This window comes from Kribbella sp. NBC_00382, assembly GCF_036067295.1.
GTDB lineage: Bacteria > Actinomycetota > Actinomycetes > Propionibacteriales > Kribbellaceae > Kribbella.
Window position 1 is genome coordinate 1996332 of record NZ_CP107954.1, and the last position, 20786, is coordinate 2017117.

Consider the following 20786-nt stretch of genomic DNA (forward strand, 5'->3'; position numbering starts at 1 on the left):
GGTAGGGGAACCCTGTGAGCCACTACAAGTCGAATCTGCGGGACATCGAGTTCAATCTGCTCGAGGTGCTCGGGCGCGGTGAGGTGCTCGGACAGGGCCCGTACGCCGACATGGACGTCGACACCGCCCGTGAGGTGCTGTCGGAGATCGACCGGCTGGCGAAGAACGAGATCGCCGGATCGTTCGAGGACGCCGACCGGAACCCGCCGGTGTTCGACCCGGCCACCCACGAGGTGACGATGCCGGAGTCGTTCAAGAAGAGCTACCACGCCTACATGGACGCCGAGTGGTGGAAGCTCGAGCTGCCGCCGGAGCTCGGTGGCCAGCCGACCCCGCCCTCGCTGCGCTGGGCCGCCGCCGAGATGGTGCTGGGCGCCAACCCGGCCGTGCACATCTACGCCGCCGGACCGAACTTCGCCCACGTGCTCTGGCGCAACGGCACCGACCGCGACAAGAAGATCGCCCAGATCATGATCGACCGTGGCTGGGGCGCGACCATGGTGCTGACCGAGCCGGACGCCGGCTCCGACGTCGGCGCCGGGCGCACCAAGGCGACGCTGCAGGACGACGGCACGTGGCACATCGAGGGCGTCAAACGCTTCATCACCTCGGGCGAGCACGACATGACCGAGAACATCGTCCACCTGGTGCTCGCGCGTCCGCAGGGCATCGAGGGCGCCGGCGGTCCGGGTACCAAGGGTCTGAGCCTCTTCATCGTGCCGAAGTACGACTTCGACCCGGAGACCGGCGAGCTGACGGGTGAGCGCAACGGCGCCTTCGTCACGAACGTCGAGAAGAAGATGGGCATCAAGGTCTCCACCACCTGCGAGATCACCTTCGGCGAGAACACCCCGGCGAAGGGCTACCTGCTCGGCGAGGTGCACGACGGCATCGCGCAGATGTTCCAGGTGATCGAGTACGCCCGGATGATGGTCGGCACCAAGGCGATCGCCACCCTCTCGACCGGCTACCTGAACGCACTCGAGTACGCCAAGGAGCGGGTGCAGGGCGCAGACCTGACCAACCCGGCCAAGGACGCGCCCCGCGTGACGATCACGCACCACCCCGACGTACGGCGCTCACTGCTCACTCAGAAGGCGTACTCCGAGGCGCTGCGCGCGCTGGTGCTCTTCACCGCGACGTACCAGGACCGCGCGGAGCAGGCCCGGTACGCCGGTGAGCACGACCTCGAGGCCGAGCGGGTCAACGACCTGCTGCTGCCGCTGGTGAAGGGCTACGGCTCCGAGAAGTCGTGGACGCTGCTCGGCACCGAGTCGCTGCAGACCTTCGGTGGATCCGGCTTCCTGCAGGACTACCCGATCGAGCAGTACGTCCGCGACGCCAAGATCGACACCCTGTACGAGGGCACCACCGCGATCCAGGGCCAGGACCTGTTCTTCCGCAAGATCATCAAGGACCAGGGCCAGGCGCTCGGCCACCTGTCCGAGCAGATCCAGGCGTTCGTCGCCTCCGAGGCGGGCAACGGGCGGCTGAAGGAGGAGCGCGGGCTGCTCGCCAAGGGCCTCGAGGACACCCAGAAGATCCTCGGCGTGATGGGCCAGGCGCTGATGTCGAGCAACCCGCAGGCCGAGAACGGCGACCCGCGCAACATCTACAAGGTCGGCCTGAACACCTCCCGGCTGCTCTACGTGCTCGGCGACGTCGTCTGCTCCTGGCTGATGCTGCGGCAGGCCGAGGTCGCGCTGGAGAAGCTCGGCGGCGAGCTGTCCCCGGCCGACCAGGACTTCTACACCGGCAAGCTGGCCGCCGCGCAGTGGTTCGTCCGGTCGACGATGCCGACCGTCCGCGCCGAGCGGATCAAGGCCGAGCTGACCGACCTCGACGTGATGGACCTGCCCGAGTCGGCCTTCTGAGCTGAGGGGCGACTCCGCGGACGGTACCCCCTCCCTTCCGCCGAGTCGCCCTTCGATCCGCCCCGTTCTGCCCCTTGGCTGCCCGTCGATCTGCCCTGTCCGGGGCGCTCGATCCACGGAAGAGTTTCGCCCGAGTGGTACCGCATCCCTGGCCCGGTCTCCCCTGTCCGGGCCAGGGCAGCGGCTATTCACCGGAAGCTTCGGAACCGGTACGACCACAGCGGCGTCAGTGCAGAGGTGAACCACTCGAGACGTCGTAGGCTGAGCGCGATGTCCGCCCGAATCCCCCGCCTCGGCGCGCTTCTTGCCGTCCTCGCGTTCCTCGCCCCGTCCCCCGCCGCCGCGACGCCGCCGGCCCCACCCGAGCTTCCGGATCAGATCGCCGCCGGCTGGAAGACCGACCGCATCTACGTGTACGACGCGTTGCGGCCGGGCATCCCGGCGTCCGAGCTGGCCCGGATCAAGGCCGCCACCCGTACCGTTCCGTTCGCCGTGTACGTCGCACTGTTGCCGCGTACGCCGAACCCGGACGAGGAGTGGCTGGACCTGCCCACCCTGCTGCAGGCACGCGTCGGGCAGCCCGGCCTCTACCTGGTGTGGACCGTCTCCAACGACTACTGGTCCGGCAGGGAGATCCTGATCCGGCCGGGCGGACTACAGGGGCGGGACCTCACCGGAGTACAGCTCGATGACAAGCAGGACAACGACGTCATCCCGGACCGGCCGGCGCCGCGCATCGTGCGGACGATCCAGCAGGCGGCGACGGCGTGGGACGGACGGGCCCTGCCGCCGGTCGCGGCCGACGATCTGATCAAAAGGCGCACGTACGACGACGAGGGCATGTCCGCGACGGACAAGGGCGACCGGGCCGCGTTCATCGGGATGGGCGTCGGCGGGGTGCTCGGCTTCTTCCTGGTCATCACGCTCACCCTGCGGCACCGCCGTAAGGCCAGCACCCCGCGCAAGCGTGGCACCGAGAGCGGCGTCACCAGGCCGGTCGACGTCTGGTCCGTGCGGGGCAAGGCCGACCGGTGGATCGTCAAGGCGGGCAAGACGCTCAAGCGCCTCGAAGCGCAGATCTCCCGGACCGATGTCACCTCCGAGGTGCTGGACCAGCGCGACGACGCCAAGGCACGGCTGGCTGCAGCCCGTACGTTGCGCGCCGACGAGACCGGCGACCTCACCGCACCCGCTGGTGCGTTCGTACTGGCCCGGCAGGCGCACCAGGCCGCTAGTGGCCTCGATGTCCAGCCGCCGTGCTTCTTCAACCCACTGCACGAGCCGGGGACCGTACAGGCCTCCTGGTCCGACGAGACGGAAGTACCGGCTTGTGGGAGCTGTTCGAAGGTACTGGCGCGTGGCGAGACTCCGCGGGGGTTCCTGGTGTGGAAGAAGTCCGGTCTGCTGCACCTGGACCGCAAGGCCGTGCCCTACTGGACTCTGAACCCGAAGGAGCAGCCACTGGTGGCTACCGGCTTCGGTGCTCTCGAGGACGACCTGACCGAGCGCGTCAGCAGGGGTGACCGATGAAGCGCCTTGGACTGTTGGTCCTGGCCGGCCTGTTCCTGTTCTTCACCTCTGTGCTCCCTGCCTCGGCTGCTGGGATCCCCAGCGACCCACGGGTGACAGCAGCGGTCGCTGCCTGGAAGACCACACCTCTGTACGTCGATCCGCTCTACAGCTCGCTAGACACCAAGGGCGTCGTCGAGCGGGTCTCCTCTGCACAGGTGCCGGTGTATGTCGCTCTGGTACCGACGGGGACCTGGTTCCAAGAGAAGGGCGACACCGTGCTGCTGGCGGGCTGGCTGGCCGCGGCCAACGGGAAGCCCGGTATCTACCTGGTCGTGGACGGCTACACCGTGATGGGCGCGGCTCACCTGGTCGCGGCGCAGGCCTACGGCAGCGCGACGTACGCGACCAAGGACGAGAGTGTGGCCGGGCAAGTCGGCGACTACCTGGACACTGTCCGGTTCAGCGACCGGTACGAGAAGGAACCCGCCCGGACGACGCCCCAGCCGCCGAGGCCGGAGCGGACGTACGACAGGGACGAGGACCGGTTCACGGTGAAGTCGGCGATCGGCAACAGCCTGGGCGGGCTGACGCTCGGGCTACTCGGCGGGGCACTCCTCGCCGTACCTGTACTGGGACTGGCCGCACTGGTCGCCCATCGACGTGGAGGTCGGCTGTGAAGCGCGTACTGGTCCTGCTCGCCCTGCTCTTCGTCGCGGCTCCGTTGACCGCGACAGCCGCCGGGAACCAGACGCCGGCCGAGCGGGCGAAGCAGATCGCGACGGCGCTGACCAAGGACCCGCTCTACATCGACCCGGTCTACGCCCCGGCGATGCCGGAGGCCCAGCGGACCGGAGTACGGGCGAAGGCCAAGGCACTCGGCTATCCGGTCTACACGATCATCCTGCCGCTGACGCCGGGCGACGCCTTCCAGGGCAAGGAGTCCAATGTCATCACGCTGGTCTCCGACGCGCTCCGCAAACCCGGCCTGTACGTCGTGGTCGACGGCGGTGGACGCTTCCCCTGGTACTCCGCGAAGGACCTCCCGCAATTGGACGAGGACAAGCTCAGCCCGGCTCGCGATCGCGCGCTGGACGACACCGGGTACGACGCGGGGCCTACTGAGGTTTTGACCCGCTTCTACGAGCTGCTGGCCGGTCCTGCGCTGCCTCAACCGACGCGCACGACCTCCAGCGGCGGAGCTTCTTCTTCTGACAGTGATGACGAGGAGAGTGGTCTGTCGGGTGGGCAGATCGCGCTGGGGGTCATCGTGGCCGTCGTCGCGCTGATGGTCGCTCTTGGCCTCTTCCTCGGTCTCCGACGCCGTGGCGGTTCGGCCCAGCTGAGTCCACGTAAGGAGAAGGCGTTCAGCATTCCGCCGCACGTCGCCGCGACCGTCGCCGCCGAGCGCCGGCGCCGGTTGACTGCTGAGAACACTGCGGAACTCACCAAGCTCGGCTCGGATCTGGCCGCCTTGCCGACGGTGGCCGGCGCAGGGTTGCGACACCAGCAGCTCGCGTTGGATTGCCACGACGCTGCGGGGCGGGTGCTCGACGCTTCCCGCGACCTGGTCGACGTGGTGGGCGCGATGGTGCTGCTGGATCAGGGGCGACGCGAGTACGACGTCGCGCAGGCGCTCGCGGCCGGGCGCAAGCCTGTCGCAGTACAGCCGCTGTGTGCCTTCAATCCCTTGCATGGAAGGGCATCCGGGCGACCGACCCAGGTCGAGTCCGACGGCGCCACATTGACGCTGCCGTTGTGCGCGGACTGCCGACGGGCGTTGAGGAGTGGCAACGCGCCGGCCTCGTTGCCTGGCGATGACGGGCCCTACTGGCATGGCGATGACCTGTGGGCGCGGACGTTCTTCGGCGCGTTGACGGATGACCTTCCGGCTGCGGTGAGCCGGGGTGAGTACCGGTCCTGACGCCCCTGTCCCTGAGCCTGGCGTCAGGGCTGGTCTGGGGGTTCTGCCTGATCCGGCGGTCCGTAGTACCGGCCTACTGTCTTGCCACCAGGTGGGGACGAGCAGAGGTGGATGGCGATGGCTACGACCGGGCAGGTGGGCGCACTGCTGTTGGTGGCGGGGGCCGGGATGGCGTTGTGGACGTTCGGGGACAAGGACTCGAACAGCACGCACGAGGTGACCGACAAGATCTCCGTCGTCCGGCTGGACTCGCCGAACGCCGACGTCACCATCAAGGTGGCCGACGTCGACAAGACGACGGTCGAGGAGAAGCGGTCGTACTGGCTGGTCAAGCACGGCGACGCGTTCACGGTCGACGGGGAGACGCTGAAGCTCGACGGCAACTGCGGCTGGCAGTGCCGGGCCGACTTCGTCGTCACCGTGCCACGGGGGACGAAGGTGACGGGCTCCAACGGCAGCGGTGACCTGTCCGTCACGGGGGCCAGTGGGGTCGAGGCCAGCTCGCGGTCGGGCCAGGTCAAGCTGACCGACGTGACGGGTGACGTGAAGCTCGACCTGACGTCGGGGGACGTCGAGATCGACCGGCTGGCCGGCAAGCTCGAGGTCACCGCGAATTCGGGCGACATCGAGGCCAAGCACCTCAAGGGCGGTCCGGTGACCGTCGAGACCACCTCGGGAGATCTGCGGCTCGAGCTCGACGAGGCCACCGACGTACGGGCGAAGGGGACGAGCGGCGACGTCGAGGTGACTGCGCCGTCAGGGGACTACAAGGTCTCCACCAAGACCCATAGCGGCGAGGTCGACAACGGGCTCGGCAACAACCCCGACGGCGGCCACACCATCGACGCGGACACGGTCAGCGGTGACGTCACGCTCGCTGCGGGCTGACTCTCCGTAGGTTTACGCTCGGGTACCTCGTACGCTGGAGTCACATTCGCTACGAGGAGGGCTCGACATGAGCATCGGTGTGGGGATCTTCCTGATGGTGGTCGGCGCGATCCTGGCCTTCGCCGTCCGTGACAGCTGGGATGCCGTCGATCTGACGGCGGTCGGCTACATCCTGATGCTCGCCGGACTGGCCGGCATCGTGCTCTCGTTCTACATCACGAACCGGCGCCGCCGCGTCCCGACCGACGCGATCGACCCGGCGATCGAAGAGGAGTACCGGGTCGTCGAGGAGCACCACCGCGACATCAAGGAGTAGCTCCCGACAGAACCAGCTCAAGCCGGGCACTGCCATCGGCGGTGACCCGGATTGGCACGCCCCAGTCCTGCCGGTGCATGTGACAGGCCGGGAACTCCACCGCTGTCGAGTCGTCACAAGAAGCGGCCTGTACTGCGACGTGCAGCACGCCGTCGCCGACCCGCTCGTCGATCACGAGCTGCCTGGTCAGGTCCGTCGAGTCGCCCGCCCCCTCTTTGAGCAGTGCCTCCGGCGTTGATGAGACGAGCAGCCGCGTGGACGGGCCGTAGCGGTCGTCCAGCTTCTGGCCCGGCGGCGGGGTGAAAACGACGTCGAGGGTGACCTCGCCGGCGGCGATCTCCATCGGTGGGCGCTGGGTGCGGGTGCTGAACTCGTCCGCCTTGGCCGAGGCGCCGAGCGGGACCCGGGTCAGCCGGTGCGCTGCCGACTCGACGACGAGCAGGTCGTTGCCCGCGACAACAGCTCCGCTGGGCTCGGCCAGTCCGGTGGCCATCGTTTCGACCGTGTTGGTGGACGGGGCGTACCGGCGTACGGCGCCGTTATAGGTATCTGAGATCGCGATCGACCCATCCGGCAGCACCGTCACCCCGAGCGGGTGCTGCAGCAACGCCTCCTCGGCCTTGCCGTCCCGCAGCCCGAAGTCGAACAGCCCGGTCCCGATCGCGGTATGCACCTCAGTGCCTTCGACCCAGCGCAGCGCCGAGATCTCCGAATCGGCCAGCCAAAGCCTGTCGCCGTCTGCCGCGAGCCCCGAAGTCTGCGCAAACCACGCCTGCTCCAACGCCCCGTCGCGCAGCCCTTCGTTGGTCGTACCCGCAGCCACCTCGGTTGTCTTGGTGAATGGATCGAAGGTCCACAACTGATGAACCCCAGCCATCGCAATCCACACCTTGCCCTGCCACCACGCGACATCCCACGGCGAACTCAGTACGCCGGTCCCGTCGCCATCCATCCACTGCTTCCCCGTACCAACCAGCGTGCTCACTTCGCCGGTCTCGAGCTTGATCCCCCGCAGCGCATGGTTGACGGTGTCCGCCACCACCACGTCGTACCCAACCTCCAGCGCAACCTCCGCCGGCAAAACCGTCACCCCGTTGGGCTCAGAAAACCCAGCCTGTGTACCGTCCTCGAACCCGCGCTTCCCGGTCCCGAACCTCCGCACCACGGTCGTCGCGTCAGCAGCCAACTCGACAACGCTGTGATTCCCAGCATCCGCCACCAAAAACCCGTCGCCCAAGGCAACAACCTTCGCCGGAAACCGCAACTCCCCCGCCTCAGCCACCGGCGCCACATAGGGCGACTTCCCCCGAGTCAGCGTCCCCGCCTTCTCATGCTCCGCAATCAACTCCGCCAGCTGAGCATCCAACGCATGCTCATGCCCCTCCCCGGAGTACTGAGCCACGATGTACCCATTCGGATCCACCAACACCAACGTCGGCCAGGCCCTCGCGGTGTAATTCCCCCAGGTCACCAGCTCCGGATCATCCAACACCGGATGCCCCACCTCATACCGCTCCACCGCAGCCTTAACCGCGGCTTCTTCCCCCTCATGCGCAAACTTAGGCGAATGCACCCCCACAATCACCAACGCATCCCCATACTTCTCTTCCAGGGGCCGCAACTCGTCAAGAACATGAAGACAGTTGATGCAGCAGAAGGTCCAGAAATCGAGGAGGACGGCGCGCCCGCGGAAGTCCGAGATCGAATAGGACTTGCCACCGGTGTTGAGCCAGCCGCGTCCACGGAGCTCGGGCGCGCGAACGAGGGGACGACGGGGACCGGATGCTGAGCTTGCAGAAGTCACCCGCCCATTGTCCCCACGTCGGCAAAGAGCCCGATCAGCCGTCCACCGGCCGGTCACTCGCCCATCCGATCACCAGACGGCTGCTCGGCTCGAACCTCCGGCCCTGCATGCCCTGATTCACCCGGACCTCCCGGATGGCCAACTCCAGCAGGCCACGCCTTTCGACGACATCCGTCGCCGACCACCGCTCCTGCAGTCGTGCCGGCTCCAGGAAGAACGCCAGGTCGATCTGCGGGAGGCGAATGCGTTCGAGACTCTGGCGTAGGCCGTCCATCCTCCGCGTTACCGCCTGGCTCAACGACAGATAGCGGTCACGATCGATGAACCGCCGAACGTAGTAGTCCTGATCCAGAACGGACAGCGCCGAGCGCTCATCCTCCAGCGCAGAAAGAACAGAACGATGCCTGGCGACACCTGCCGGATCCTGCCGGAAAGCCAAGCGATCTGCCACCACCGTCAACAGTGGATCACCTTCATCAGCAGTGGTCAGCCGACAAAACCACGCCTCCTGTACGGCGTTGTCCAAGGCCGGCCTATAGGCGCCTCCGGGAGCCGGGCATTGACGTCCGAGGCGGACCGCCTGGCAGCGATACGAATTGCCTGATCTGCTCATCCGCTCGCCGCATTCCGCACAACGGAGCAGTCCGGTCAGCAGGTACTGACTCTCGACTGCCTGCCCTCCCTTACTCCGCCCGTACTTCGACAAGATCATCCGCTCGTCGAATGCCGCCAGGATCCGCACCTGGTCCATCTGGGAGATCAGCGGTTCCTGGCCAGGCCCCATGATCGATATCGCCTGGCCGGTCTCGGGGTCTCGCCATGGCCGCACCTGCCCGGAGTACCGGCCGTCGTCCTTCTTGATCGTCTCCGGCATCAATCCCACCACCGTCGGTCCACGCACCAACGACGCGATCGTTCCAATGCCCCATCGTCCACCCCGCGGCGACGGCACTCCGGTCGCATTCAGCCACCGCGCGACGGCTGTGAGCGACTCACCACCCAGCAGGCGGCGCGCAATCTCACGCACGACAGCGCCAGTCTGCGGCTCGACGTACAGCTGGCCGCCCCTGTTGACCAGGCCGTAGGGCGGTGCGCCACCGATCCAGCGACCCTGCGCACGGAGAAACGTCTTGGCCGAGCGGATCCGGAGGCCGAGGTTCTCGGATTCCGAATGAGCCAGCTTGGCGAGCAGACCGATCACCTGGCGATCTTCTGCCTTCGACGTATCGAGATTGTCCTGGACGGATACAAGGCGCCCACCTGATGCGCTGATCTCGTCCAGTACAAGCCCGACCTCACCTATCCCCTGCCGAGACAGCCGGTCGAGCTTCCAGACAACCAGTGTTCCTACGACACCTGACGACACGGCCGCAAGCGCGTCCCTCAAGCCTTCCCGATCGACTCCCGGCGAATAGGCCGACCGACCACGATCGACGTGGCTCTGCCGGACCTGCAGCCCGCTCCTCCTCGCCCAAGCCCGGCAGTCCGCCTCCTGCCGCTCGATGGTGGTCTTTCCTTGCTTGTCGATGGAGATCCGCAGATAGAGGTCCGCATACTGCCGGTTGATTGCCATCGAAGACTCCCTTGCCACCAAGCGTTTCCGGTATCGCTGGTGCCACCGGTCTACCCGACGCAACCGACAGTTTCGGCCGCAGACAACGCCTGGTGCGCCGGTCACCCTGGCGCGGGGTAGTTTGCGGGCGTGGGTATGTATCTCTTCAGCGTCGGCGCCGAGGACTGGTTCGATGACAGCGAGGGTGGCTGGGCCGAGACCGCGATGGCTCTGAACGCCGAGCTCGAGCGGCTGGGTCTGCCGCCGTACCACCCCGGGCCGGCGGCGACCTCCGATCCCAGCACGTCCTTCGAGGAAAAGCTGGTTCCTCCCATGGACGGCTTCAGCATCCTTGGCGGGCAGCATCTTTCGACGCAGGAGTTCGAGATCCTGTGCAGCTGGACGGTCCTGGTCCCGGTATCCCTCGATCACCCGATCCACTTACCGATCGAGTCTCGCTACACCGAGTCGACCACGATCGCCGGAGCCCCGCAGGTACAGGCAATCGCCGAGAAGCTGGCGAGCGCCATCGCTTTACCCTCCGAGGTCCCCTCCGCGCCGCACAACTTGGACCTCACCAGCTGGTTCCTGGACGGCCCCGCGAAAGACCTCGCCGCCACCCACCCGGGCCAGTGGACCAACGACTTGGACGCATCTTTCTACGTAGCCCTCTACCTCCGCGCAGCCCAACACTCCCTCCACCACCAAACCCCCATCACCTACTCCTGACAACCCATCCCACTCGCACTTTCAGCGGGGCAGGATCAGGGTGTCTGTGAGGAGTTTGGCGGTTTTGCGGAGGGTGGGGGCCGACGAGGAGAGTTCGGCGGCTAGGGCTTGGGGGGTTAGGGGTTCGCCGGGGCCTACCAGGCGGTGGCGGTGGGCCTGGAGCCAGACGATGGCTCGGGGCCAGGTGGAGAGGCGGGCCTTGGTGAGGAGGTCGGGGGCTTCTCGGACCAGGCGGTCGGCTATGTCGAAGGCTTCGGCGGCGTAGCTGGTGCCTAGGGTTTCGCCGGCTAGGAGCCAGGCGTGGGGAGCCAGGACGGAGAGGGTTGCTGCTTGGGACTTGTCCAGGCCTCGTAGGTCGGGGCGGGGAGGGGCGCCCAGGCCGGCGAGGGTGCGGTAGGCCTCTTCTAGGTCGGCGCTGGTGTCGTCCAGGAAGACTCGTTCGCCGGACAGCGGGCGAATCGGGTCAGTTAGGGCGACTGCCTCCAGGGCAGGGCTCCAGACGTCTACGGCGTCTGCTGCTTCCTCTATCGCGTCCAAGTCAAGGGCCGTGCGCTCGCCGGCGAAAGCCAGCCAGGCTTTGACCACCGGTGGTACGGCGGCGAAGTAGGTGCTGTCGGCAAGCACCTTGCGGGGCAGCCAGTGCGAGAGGAAGAGCTCCACCAGTACTGCGCTCACCCGCAGCGGCCCGCCAACCGTCTGATCCACGGCGTGGTCGATCCACAGTCGCGCGACATCGGCCGCCTCATCCGGCAGCCCAACAGCAAAAGGCGATTCGAGGAACTCGTCCACCAGCTGATCCCGTTGCCGCGCGGACAACTGCGCCCGCACCGGCGGTCGCACCGGCCGCTCCGGCAACTGCGTCAGCCGATTCACCAGCAATCCGGAGAAGAACTCGAAGTCCTCCGTCACCGGCGGATCGTCGGAGTCGTGCGTCTCGCCCAACGCCTGCAGGATGATCCCCGCCGCTGTCGCCGGCCGCACAGTCCGCACGCTCACCCGCCCACCGCGCTGGTATGCCTCGACCACCCGATCCACCGGCGGCCCGACAAACACATCCTTCGCGATCGCACCAAGATTGTTGTCCACAAACACAACCACGGTGTGCGGATGCTGCTCGTCGTCATAATCCAGTACGACGCTCAGCCCATCCCCCGTGACGTCCTCCGACACGATCGCGCTCGTCAGCCGGAACCCAGCGATCCGCGCCACCCAGTCCGGTACGTCGTACTGCGTACGCCCCCGCGACAAGTGAGCCCGCTGCAACGGCAGCCGGCCAGCCGGTCCGACGGTTCGAGCCAAACTCGTCAACAACACAAAGGAATCCGCGTCGCGCCGTTCCCCCAGCACGCGGGCCGCATCAGCCCAGAAGAACCGCTCGACCTCGCCGATCTCGTCAGGCTGGCCAGCCGGCCACAGCTGGTCGGCCAGCATCGCCGCGGACCGAGCCACTGATGCCTCGGCGATGACCGGATGGAGCGCGGGCGGGGCCGCCGCCAGGTCGAGCAGCAGCGTCTCCTGCAGGGTGTCCAGCACGGCGACGCTCGGCGTGGTGTCGAGGTCTGTCCCCACGACACCCGCCGGCGGCTGCCCTGGGGTCGGGCCTGAACCGGAGTCGACCAACCGTAAGTGGCTGCCGCGTCCGTCCCGGCCTCGTGACTTTGTCACTCTGGCGAGATTACCGCCGACCGGCTGTCTGCCGCAGGCCGGTGCGCGCGTCCTGTGGACAACGATATCGACACGCCGTCACGACATACCTACGGCCCGTACCTCCAGTACGAAGTACCGGAGGTACGGGCCGTGAGAAAAGTCAGCCTTTCAGCGCACCCGCCATCAGGCCGCCGATGAACCAGCGGCCGAGCAGGATGTAGACCAGCAGCGTCGGGAACGAGGTGATCAGCGCGCCCGCCATGCTGGCCGCGTAGTCGACCTTCTGCCCGCCGGCCAGCGCCGCCAGACCGAGGGTGACCGGGCCGTTGTTCTGCTGGGTCAGGAAGAGCGCGAACAGGAAGTCGTTCCAGACCGAGGTGAACTGCCAGATCAGCGTCACCACGAAACCCGAGATCGAGACCGGCAGGATGATCCGGATGTACGTCTGGATCAGACCCGCGCCGTCGACCCGGGCCGACTCGATGATCTCGGTCGGGATCACCGTCGCGTAGTAGTTGCGGAAGATCAGCGTGCAGATCGGGATGCCGTAGATGACGTGCGTGATGAGCAGCGTCGGGATACCCCGGGTGACGTCCAGGTCCTGGTAGGTCTGCCGCAGCGGCAGCATCACGGCCTGGTACGGGATGAACATGCCGAACAGGATGAACGCGAACACCAGGTTCGCGCCGGGGAACCGCCAGCGGGCCAGCACGAAGCCGTTCGCCGAGCCGATCAGCGACGCGATGATCGCGGCCGGGACGGCCAGCGAGAGCGAGCGGACCATGTACGGCTGCAGGACGTCCCAGGCCTTGCGCCAGGGCTCGATCGTCCAGGTCTCCGGCAGCGACCACTGCGCGGCGGCGGTGGTGTCGCTGGAGGTCTTGAAGCTGGTGATGATCACGACGTACACCGGCGTCAGGACGAACAGCAGGAACAACAGCAGCAGGATGTAGCGAACGGTCCTGCTCTTACGGGTCGAACCGTCGGCGATCGTACTGCGCTGCGGCTTCTTGCTGATCGCCGCGGCCGCCTTGCCGGTTGCGGCCGAGGCATCCACGACGGTCATTCTTCGGTCTCCTGCCGGACGGTGTAGGCCACATAGGGGATGACGAGGACTGCGACGACGGCCAGCAGCACAATGGCTATCGCTGCCGCCTTCGCCATGTCACTGCGGAGCAGGGTGTTCCACATGTAGACCGAGGGCACCTCGGTGCGGAACTGGTTCGGCCCGGTGATCGCGTAGATCAGGTCGAACAGCTTCAGCGACATGTGGCCCAGGATGATCAGCGCGGACAGCGCGATCGGGGACAACTGCGGAAACAGCACGTACCGGTAGAGCTTGAACTCGCTGGCGCCGTCCACCCGGGCCGCCTCGCGCAGCTCGGCCGGGATGCCCCGGAAGCCGGCCAGGAACAGCGCCATGATGTAGCCGGACAGCTGCCAGACCGCGGGTAACGCGATGGACGCCATCGTGGTCCACCGGTTCCCCGCGGTCCACCAGGGATTCTCCAGGAAGTTCAGGTGCAGGATGTCGAACAGCCGGTTCAGGCCGCGCGCGTCATCACCCTGCGAGGGGTTCAGCAACCAGCCCCAGACGACGCCGGAGGCGATCATCGAGATCGCCATCGGGAACAGGAAGACCGACCGGAAGATGCCCTCTCCGGTCACCCCCTTCTCCAGCAGCAGCGCCCAGAGCAGGCCGAAGATCAGCGTGCCCACGATGAACGCCACCGTGAGCACGCCGAGGTTCTTCAGCGAGTTGAGGAACCGGTCCTCACCGAACAGGTTGACGTAGTTCTCGAACCCGACGTGTTTGGTCGGGACCGGACGGGCGTTGTGCTTGTCCGTCAACGAGGTGTTGAAGGTCCAGGCGATCAGCCCGTAGACGAAGTACCCGAGCAACAGCACCGTGGGCAGCAGCACCAGCGCTCCTGGCCCCCAGGTGCGGATTCTTCCGTGCATGACTCAGGACTCCCGGTCGAAAACGGTCAGGTCGAGATCAGTCAGGTTCGGCGAGGACTGCACTACTCGATCAGCTCGGCTTGGCTGCGGCGACCAGCGCCTTCTGCAGCACACCGACGTCCAGACCGCTGCTGAACTGACCCATCGCCGACAGGATGCTGTCGTTCTGGCCCAGCGTGCAGGCGGCACCGTGCGCGCAGGACGGCACGATCGTCTTGGACTTCCAGTCGGCCATCGCGCCCTGCTGGTACTTCGGGTAGTCCGCCGGGGACGCGTCCGAACGAGCCGGGATCGAGCCCTTCTTGGTGTTGAAGGCCTTCTGGCCCTCGGCGCTGCCCACCGTCTTCAGCCAGCACTTCGCGCCTTCGGGGTCCTGACCACCGGTCGGCAGGGTGAAGGAGTCGGCGAGGAACTGGAAGTCGGCCGAGGTTCCGGGCGACGGCCAGTAGGTGTACGCCGTGTCCGGCACCTTGTCGGACAGCTGCTGCGCGGCGACCCAGTCACCCATCAGGGTGTAGCCCGACTGGCCCTTGTTCACGTACTGCAGCGCGTCCGGCCAGTCGATCGCCTCGCGGTCGGCGTTGGCGAACGACAGCACCTTCTTGAACTTCTCCAGCGCGGCGGTGACATCGGCGCCGGCCATGTCGGTCTTGCCGTTCCACAGCCCGGTGAACTTCTCCGGACCGAGCTCGGCCAGCAGCACGGCCTCCATCACCATCTCTTCGGCGAAGCCCTTGGAGGTGGCCAGCGGAGCCTTGACCCCGGCCGCCTTCAGCTTCTCCATGTCGGCGATCCAGGCGTCGACCGAGGCCGGTGCCTTGGTGGCGTCGATGTTCGCCTTCTTCAGCACCGCCGGGCTGGCCCAGACGACGTTGGCGCGGTGCACGTTGGCCGGCACCGAGTAGATCTTGCCGTCGACGGTCAGGTTGTCCAGCAGGGTCTGCGGGAACGCCTTGTCGAGGCCGAACTCCTTGTAGAGGTCGCTGACGTCGTCGACCTGGGCGTTCTTGATGTAGTCGCCCAGCTCGGCGCCGGCGTGCGCCTGGAAGGTCGACGGCGGCTTCTTGGCCTGCAGGTCGTTCGCCAGTACCTGTTTGGCGTTCGAGCCCGCGCCACCGGCGACAGCGGAGTTGACGAAGTTGTAGTCCTTGCAGTCGGTCTTGAACACCGAGACCAGGCCGTCCAGCCCGGCCTTCTCGCCACCGTCTGCCCACCAGGTGAAGACGGTCACGTCCTTGTTGGCCGCCGCGTCCCCACCACTGCCCGAGTCGTCGCTGTTCCCGCAGGCACTGACCGCGAGAAGACCCACGGCACCCACCACCGCGAGGGTCTTGCTCCAACCACCACGCATTTTTTCACTCTCCGATCAGCTCAGGGAGCTGTTTGACAACGAATGCCCCCTCGACGCGCCCAACTCTGGGCCGGGGCCGGTCGGGTGTCAACGCTCCGCGCAAGCGCGTTGCGCAGACGTGATCCCTCGTGCACACCTGGTGTGAGAGCGCGTACAAAGCGCTCTTGTAAGGCCAGTGCAAGCAGTGGTACTGGGCGTTACGGCCTGAGCAGGACCTTGATCGCCCGTCGCTCGTGCATCAATTCGTAGCCCTCGGCCACATCTTCCAGCGGCAACTCCCGATCGAAGACCAGCCCCGGATTGATCGCTCCCGACAGTACGTCCGCCATCAGCTCCGGCAGGTACTGACGCGCCGGAGCCATCCCGCCGGCCAGCCCCACGTTGGTCCGGAACATCCGCCGGAACGGCACCTCCACCCCGTGCGGCATCCCGACGAACCCGACCGTCGCCCCAGGCCTGGCGACGTCGAAGGCGGTGTTGAACGACTGGTCCGTACCGACGCATTCCAGCACCGCGTCCGCTCCCACGCCTGAGGTCAGCTCCAGCACGGCAGCCTTCGCGTCGTCCCCGCGCTCGGCGATGATGTGCGTCGCGCCGAACTGCCGCGCGATCTCCTGCCGCGATTCGTGCCGGGAAAGCGCAATCACCCGCTCGGCGCCCATCCGGGAAGCAGCCAGTACTCCGCACAGCCCGACCGCCCCATCACCCACCACAACCACGGTGTCGCCAGCCTTCACCCGGGCCGACCGAGCAGCGTGCCAGCCGGTCCCCATCACATCCGACAACGTAAGCAACGATGGGACCAGTGCATCATCTGGTACGCCGGGAGTCGCCACCAGCGTGCCATCCGCCCACGGCACCTTCGCGAACTCACCCTGACCCCCGTCGGCCTGGTCGCTGCCGATCCCGATCAGGTTCTGGCAGGCCGACTGCATCCCGGCCAGACAGTTCGGGCAGGTACCGTCGCTGGCCACGAACGGGGTGACAACGAAGTCACCGGGACGCACTGTCCGCACGTCAGCGCCGACCTCCTGGACGATCCCGACGTACTCGTGCCCGATCCGGCTGCCGGGGGTGATCTTGTTCTCGCCCCGATAGGGCCACAGGTCCGACCCGCAGATGCAGCCGGCGACGATCTTGACGACGGCGTCCGTCGGCTTCTCGATCACCGGATCCGGCACCTCGCTCAACCGGATGTCAAAGGGCGCGTGGATCGTGGTCGCTCGCATGTCCTCACTTTAAGCACGAGCCACCGGACGCCGGGGCAGGGGTCATCGACTGCCGTCTGGCCAGAACCGGTCGTCTTCGTTGCCCCGGCTCCGGGCGGCGACCCAGGATCCTCAGATGGACTCCGGCGAGCACTCCGTCCCAGCACTCCCCGGCATTCTGACCACGTCCGGGAGCCTCCCACTGACCCGGCGAGCCGTGCTCGCCATCGCGGCGGCCACGGCCGCGGCCGCGTCCCTGCCGGCCCTGGATGCGCAAGCAGCCCCAACGGGCCGCCCCTCCCGCACGATCGACGCGGCGCGGTTCGCGAACCCACCCGCCGACAGCCGCCCGATGGTGCTCTGGTTCTGGAACGGCCCGGTGACAACGGCCCTGGTCGACTCCCAGCTGGCCGAGCTCCGGGCGCAGGGGGTCGAGGAGGTGCTGGTCTTCCCCTTCGAGACCGATGCCCTGCGGCCGTTGTTCTTCAGCGAGGACTGGTTCACGCTGATCGAGTACACGTTGCGCGAGGCCGACCAGCACGGCATGCATGTCTGGCTGTTCAACGACGACTTCTTCCCGAGTGGCCGGGCCGGCGGGTTCGTGGTCAAGGGCGGCCAGGTCGGCGACCGGGTCTACCCACCACGCCCCGAGCTACGGCTGCACGGTGTTCAGCGGGCCCGGGCGACGGTCGACGGCGGCGCTCCGGTCCAGCTCGATCAATTGAGTCGTGGGCTGGAGGTGCGGGACGGCCGGCTCATTGTCGACGCGAGCATGCGCGATGGCATCACCCTGCTCCGCGCGGGCGCCGATTGGCAGGACTACGAGATCACGGCGAAGGTCCGGGTCGAGCGGGCGACGGCAGGCCTGATGTTCCGTTGCACGGACGAGTCCAATGGCTATCTGGCAGACCTCGGCTCCGACGGCCGGCTCGACATCTGGCGCCAGTCGGGCGGAGCGTTCAGCCTGCTCAGCGGCGGGAATCCCTTACCTGGCTTCGATCCGGCGATCGACCATACGCTGGCGGTTCAGGTGCGCGGCGACCGGATCACGGCGTCGATCGACGGGGTTGCGCGCCCTGAGGTCGTCGACAACACGTTCAGCCGGGGGCGGATCGGCGTACGGGCGACGGCGACGCAGCTCTCGAGTTGGGATCGCTTGACCGTCGCAGGCCGGTACGACGAGGAGTTCGCTTCGGTGGCGGCTCTTGATGCTTTCGATCTGCCCGCCGGGTTCCCCGGTCCGCTGGTCGCGGTCGCCGCCCGGCAGGAGGGATCGCAGGACATCTCGGCCATCCGCGATCTCACCTCGATCGCGCAGTCGGGCGAGAGCTGGGACGCGCCGGCGGGCCGCTGGCAGGTGGACGTCTTCACCAGCCGGGCGCTCGTCGACGACGGCGGCTTTCGCCGGTACTACCTCGACCTGCTCGACGACAAGGCGGTCGGGCTGTTCCTCGACATCGTGCCGGGCGAGTACCTGCGCCGTTTCCCGTGGGCTGCCGGCCGCGTACTCCGCGGCTTCGCCGACGACGAGCCGTTCCTCGCCTCGGCGTCCGCGCACTTCAACGCCGTACCGTGGTCGGGCTCGCTCACTGCCGAGCTGGCCAGGCTCGGCACCACGCCGGCGATCGCGTTGACCGCGATGCACAACGATCTCGGCGCCGCGGGTCAGCGACTGAGCGGGGTCTACTGGCGAGCTGTCTCCAACCGGTATGCGGCTGCGTACTACAAGCAGCAGGGGCAGTGGATGGACAAGCGTGGGGTCGCATTCATCTCCAATCCACTGTGGGACGAGTTCGGGCCGGCCGAGCAGCTGAAGAGCAGCGGGAACCTGAACACCACCAACCAATGGGCGCAGATTCCGGGGACCGATCTGATCGGCGACCACTATCAGCAGGGGTTCTACCGGACCTTGTCGCGCTGGCCGGCGAGTACGGCGCACCAGCTCGGCAAGGAACGCGTCTACCTGGAGGCGATGGGCGCGGCGGGGTGGACGATCACGCCGGCGCAGGTCCGCGAGGCGATCGGCTCGTTCGCGGTGCGCGGGGTGAACAAGACCTTGCTGCACGCGATGTTCAGTGATGAGCGGACGATCTTCTATCCGCCGCCGTTCCAGCGGGTGAATCCCTGGTATCCGTTGTCGGCGCCGCTGAACTTGTGGATCGGGCGGGTGATGGAGGCAGGCCGGGCCACTGCGGTCGCGCAGACCGCGTTGCTGCAGCCTCAACGCGCGGTCGAGAACGTACAGGGGACGGCTGAGGCGCGGCGGCTGGATGACGCGTTCGTCGCGGCGGTACATGCGCTGGAGGATCGTCAGGTCGACTTCGACCTCGTCGATGAAGGGGCTCTGAGCAACGACCCTGCCCTGGTGGCGCACGGCCGGGCGCGGAACGGCGCGCTGGTGGTCGGGAAGCAGCGGTACCGGACGGTGGTGGTGCCGGCGACGCCGGTCATTGCCTTGGGCACCGTTCGTACGCTGACCGCGCTGGTGCGGCAGGGCGGGTCGGTTGTCGTCGTCGGCGAATGGGCGAAGCGGGAGGCAGGCGGAGCGGACAGTGCACTCGCTGCGGCTTGGTCGGAGCTCGCCGGCGCGGGGCGGGCCTCGCGCGTTGGTACGGCGGTAGAAGCTGCCGCGGTGGCTGTGGGCGAAGGGCGGGCCGCGGTGGCGCTGGTTCCGGCGGTGGCCGAGGTTCGAGCACTTCGGTTGGAGGATGAGGATTCGGAGGCGTTCCTGCTGGTCAACGAGCGGTCCGAGCGCGTCAGCGTGACCGCCACCTTCCCGGCCGACGGAGTGCCCGGCGTGTGGGATGCCGACACCGGGCGGGCGGGGCCGGCGATGATCTGGCAGCGGCGAGGCAAGCAGACGGAGATCCCGCTCACGCTGGAGCCCAAGGCCGCAGTTCTCGTGGTCTTCACCAAGGGCAAGGAGCAGCCGCACGCGATCTCGGCGTCGGCTCCGGTGGAGGCTGTCGAATTCAGCGCGCAGGTCAAGCGAGCGACCGTCCGGGTTACCGCTCCGGGGCTGGTCAGCGTCGCCGCGACTGACGGGCGCAACGTCGTCCGGGGGGCGACGACGGTGCAGGATCCGCTCGCCGCCATCCCGCTCGACGGTGACTGGGACTTCCACTTCGATCGAGCAGGCGCGGTGACCGTACGCAGGCCGCTCGACTCGTGGACCGCGATCGAGTCCGGGTTCTCAGGTACCGGGGTCTATCAGAAGAGCTTCACGCTGGACGCCGTCGCAGGGCGAGGGTGGACGCTCGACCTCGGGGTGGTCCACGAGGTCGCGGAGGTCTCGGTCAACGGGAAGGCGCTGCCCGCCGGGCTGTGGGCGCCGTACCGGTTCAACGTGACCTCGGTACTCCGCTCCGGCGCCAACACCATCGTCGTGAAGGTGACCAACACCGGCGCCAACAGCCACGGACAGCCGATCCCGTCCGGGCTGCTCGGCCCCGTGCAACTGCAACCCGACCTACAGGTGCAGATCGAGCTGCGTTAGAAGGTCGTGTACCGACCGCGGCGGTGGACGAGAGCGGGAAGCTCGTCCTCCGCCAGCTCGACCTGCACGATTTCCAGCTGCACCTGCAAGGCCCACCCGACCTCGGGCGGATCCGGCGTGACGAGCCGGCAGCCGGCCCAGGTGCTGACCCCGACCGGCGCCGGGCCCCATTCCGTCTCGGTCCAGTCGATCATCCGGAACGGCCCGCCCGGCGCCGGCGCGACATACCCGAAGGCGTCGGCCAGTTGCTGATGCGGGCCGCCGAGCAGGCTGACGACCGCTGTCCTTGCCTTGTGCAACGTTTCCCAGAGATCCGAGTCCGGGTCGATCAGGCCGATCACGTACCCGGGCTCGCCGTCCGCGACGAGCATCGACGAAACGGTCAGCCCGGCCCGCTTGCCCTCATGGGCAGTCGTCCACAACCCGACCGGCGACGGCAGACGGCCACGGAACCGCCGTACCGGGCTCCGCTCCGACTCCGGCGGCAAAAACGGATGATCCCCGTGAATGGTCATGGGGCCTCCCG

The 20786-nt window shown here is 67.4% G+C and carries 16 protein-coding genes; 8 read left to right on the forward strand and 8 right to left on the reverse strand.

Features of this window, described 5'->3' with window-relative positions; translation table 11 throughout:
* Positions 1 to 14: 14 nt before the first annotated feature.
* The 6 genes from OHA70_RS09905 to OHA70_RS09930 all read left to right on the forward strand — a co-directional run bounded on the left by OHA70_RS09905 (position 15) and on the right by OHA70_RS09930 (position 6511).
* Positions 15 to 1874 carry an acyl-CoA dehydrogenase gene (locus OHA70_RS09905; RefSeq protein WP_328330868.1) on the forward strand — a complete coding sequence of 620 codons (1860 nt, stop codon included), beginning with the start codon at positions 15 to 17 and terminating at the stop codon, positions 1872 to 1874.
* Between the two features lie 270 nt (positions 1875 to 2144).
* Positions 2145 to 3404 (forward strand): hypothetical protein, encoded by a 1260-nt coding sequence (locus OHA70_RS09910; RefSeq protein WP_328330870.1) that lies wholly within the window; start codon positions 2145 to 2147, stop codon positions 3402 to 3404.
* The gene (locus tag OHA70_RS09915) at positions 3401 to 4063 is read left to right on the forward strand and encodes a hypothetical protein (protein ID WP_328330872.1); all 663 of its coding nucleotides are present in this window, start codon (positions 3401 to 3403) and stop codon (positions 4061 to 4063) included. The genes OHA70_RS09910 and OHA70_RS09915 overlap by 4 nt, the downstream gene beginning before the upstream one ends.
* Positions 4060 to 5307 carry a hypothetical protein gene (locus OHA70_RS09920; RefSeq protein ID WP_328330874.1) on the forward strand — a complete coding sequence of 416 codons (1248 nt, stop codon included), beginning with the start codon at positions 4060 to 4062 and terminating at the stop codon, positions 5305 to 5307. Before OHA70_RS09915 ends, OHA70_RS09920 begins: the two co-directional genes overlap by 4 nt.
* 117 nt (positions 5308 to 5424) lie before the next feature.
* Entirely contained in the window at positions 5425 to 6195 is a 771-nt protein-coding gene (locus OHA70_RS09925) for a DUF4097 family beta strand repeat-containing protein (protein WP_328330876.1), read from the forward strand.
* A 67-nt stretch (positions 6196 to 6262) separates the two neighbouring features.
* Positions 6263 to 6511, forward strand: coding sequence for a DUF6458 family protein (locus OHA70_RS09930; protein ID WP_328330878.1), 249 nt, complete (start codon positions 6263 to 6265; stop codon positions 6509 to 6511).
* On the opposite strand, the gene OHA70_RS09935 is transcribed toward OHA70_RS09930, so the two are convergent.
* The gene (locus OHA70_RS09935; RefSeq protein WP_328330880.1) at positions 6501 to 8315 is read right to left on the reverse strand and encodes an NHL domain-containing thioredoxin family protein; all 1815 of its coding nucleotides are present in this window, start codon (positions 8313 to 8315) and stop codon (positions 6501 to 6503) included. The genes OHA70_RS09930 and OHA70_RS09935 overlap by 11 nt on opposite strands.
* 34 nt (positions 8316 to 8349) lie before the next feature.
* Positions 8350 to 9993, reverse strand: a complete 1644-nt coding sequence (locus OHA70_RS09940) for a recombinase family protein (protein WP_328330882.1) — start codon at positions 9991 to 9993, stop codon at positions 8350 to 8352.
* Positions 9994 to 10017: 24 nt separating this feature from the next.
* On the opposite strand from OHA70_RS09940, the gene OHA70_RS09945 reads away from it, so the two are divergent.
* Positions 10018 to 10596 carry a hypothetical protein gene (locus OHA70_RS09945; protein ID WP_328330884.1) on the forward strand — a complete coding sequence of 193 codons (579 nt, stop codon included), beginning with the start codon at positions 10018 to 10020 and terminating at the stop codon, positions 10594 to 10596.
* A 21-nt stretch (positions 10597 to 10617) separates the two neighbouring features.
* On the opposite strand, the gene OHA70_RS09950 is transcribed toward OHA70_RS09945, so the two are convergent.
* The 5 genes from OHA70_RS09950 to OHA70_RS09970 all read right to left on the reverse strand — a co-directional run bounded on the left by OHA70_RS09950 (position 10618) and on the right by OHA70_RS09970 (position 16785).
* The gene (locus OHA70_RS09950; protein ID WP_328330886.1) at positions 10618 to 12261 is read right to left on the reverse strand and encodes a hypothetical protein; all 1644 of its coding nucleotides are present in this window, start codon (positions 12259 to 12261) and stop codon (positions 10618 to 10620) included.
* Between the two features lie 142 nt (positions 12262 to 12403).
* On the reverse strand, positions 12404 to 13309 hold the full coding sequence (locus OHA70_RS09955) for a carbohydrate ABC transporter permease (protein ID WP_328330888.1): 906 nt from the start codon (positions 13307 to 13309) through the stop codon (positions 12404 to 12406).
* Positions 13306 to 14205, reverse strand: coding sequence for a carbohydrate ABC transporter permease (locus OHA70_RS09960; RefSeq protein ID WP_328330890.1), 900 nt, complete (start codon positions 14203 to 14205; stop codon positions 13306 to 13308). Before OHA70_RS09960 ends, OHA70_RS09955 begins: the two co-directional genes overlap by 4 nt.
* 70 nt (positions 14206 to 14275) lie before the next feature.
* Entirely contained in the window at positions 14276 to 15556 is a 1281-nt protein-coding gene (locus tag OHA70_RS09965; RefSeq protein ID WP_328330892.1) for an ABC transporter substrate-binding protein, read from the reverse strand.
* A 197-nt stretch (positions 15557 to 15753) separates the two neighbouring features.
* Positions 15754 to 16785, reverse strand: a complete 1032-nt coding sequence (locus OHA70_RS09970) for a zinc-dependent alcohol dehydrogenase family protein (RefSeq protein WP_328330894.1) — start codon at positions 16783 to 16785, stop codon at positions 15754 to 15756.
* A 115-nt stretch (positions 16786 to 16900) separates the two neighbouring features.
* Here OHA70_RS09970 and OHA70_RS09975 point away from each other — a divergent pair, with 115 nt between their 5' ends.
* Positions 16901 to 20260 (forward strand): glycosyl hydrolase, encoded by a 3360-nt coding sequence (locus tag OHA70_RS09975; protein WP_328330896.1) that lies wholly within the window; start codon positions 16901 to 16903, stop codon positions 20258 to 20260.
* On the opposite strand, the gene OHA70_RS09980 is transcribed toward OHA70_RS09975, so the two are convergent.
* Positions 20257 to 20775 carry a flavin reductase family protein gene (locus tag OHA70_RS09980; RefSeq protein ID WP_328330898.1) on the reverse strand — a complete coding sequence of 173 codons (519 nt, stop codon included), beginning with the start codon at positions 20773 to 20775 and terminating at the stop codon, positions 20257 to 20259. The two genes, OHA70_RS09975 and OHA70_RS09980, sit on opposite strands and share 4 nt — an antisense overlap.
* Between the last annotated feature and the right edge of the window lie 11 nt (positions 20776 to 20786).

Bases quoted from the DNA above. Each gene is read 5' to 3' on its own strand.
- OHA70_RS09925 (WP_328330876.1), top strand. From the start codon at position 5,425: ATGGCTACGACCGGGCAGGTGGGCGCACTGCTGTTGGTGGCGGGGGCC.
- OHA70_RS09975 (WP_328330896.1), top strand. From the start codon at position 16,901: ATGGACTCCGGCGAGCACTCCGTCCCAGCACTCCCCGGCATTCTGACC.
- OHA70_RS09915 (WP_328330872.1), top strand. From the start codon at position 3,401: ATGAAGCGCCTTGGACTGTTGGTCCTGGCCGGCCTGTTCCTGTTCTTC.
- OHA70_RS09910 (WP_328330870.1), top strand. From the start codon at position 2,145: ATGTCCGCCCGAATCCCCCGCCTCGGCGCGCTTCTTGCCGTCCTCGCG.
- OHA70_RS09965 (WP_328330892.1), bottom strand. From the start codon at position 15,556: ATGCGTGGTGGTTGGAGCAAGACCCTCGCGGTGGTGGGTGCCGTGGGT.
- OHA70_RS09970 (WP_328330894.1), bottom strand. From the start codon at position 16,785: ATGCGAGCGACCACGATCCACGCGCCCTTTGACATCCGGTTGAGCGAG.
- OHA70_RS09955 (WP_328330888.1), bottom strand. From the start codon at position 13,309: ATGACCGTCGTGGATGCCTCGGCCGCAACCGGCAAGGCGGCCGCGGCG.
- OHA70_RS09980 (WP_328330898.1), bottom strand. From the start codon at position 20,775: ATGACCATTCACGGGGATCATCCGTTTTTGCCGCCGGAGTCGGAGCGG.
- OHA70_RS09960 (WP_328330890.1), bottom strand. From the start codon at position 14,205: ATGCACGGAAGAATCCGCACCTGGGGGCCAGGAGCGCTGGTGCTGCTG.
- OHA70_RS09930 (WP_328330878.1), top strand. From the start codon at position 6,263: ATGAGCATCGGTGTGGGGATCTTCCTGATGGTGGTCGGCGCGATCCTG.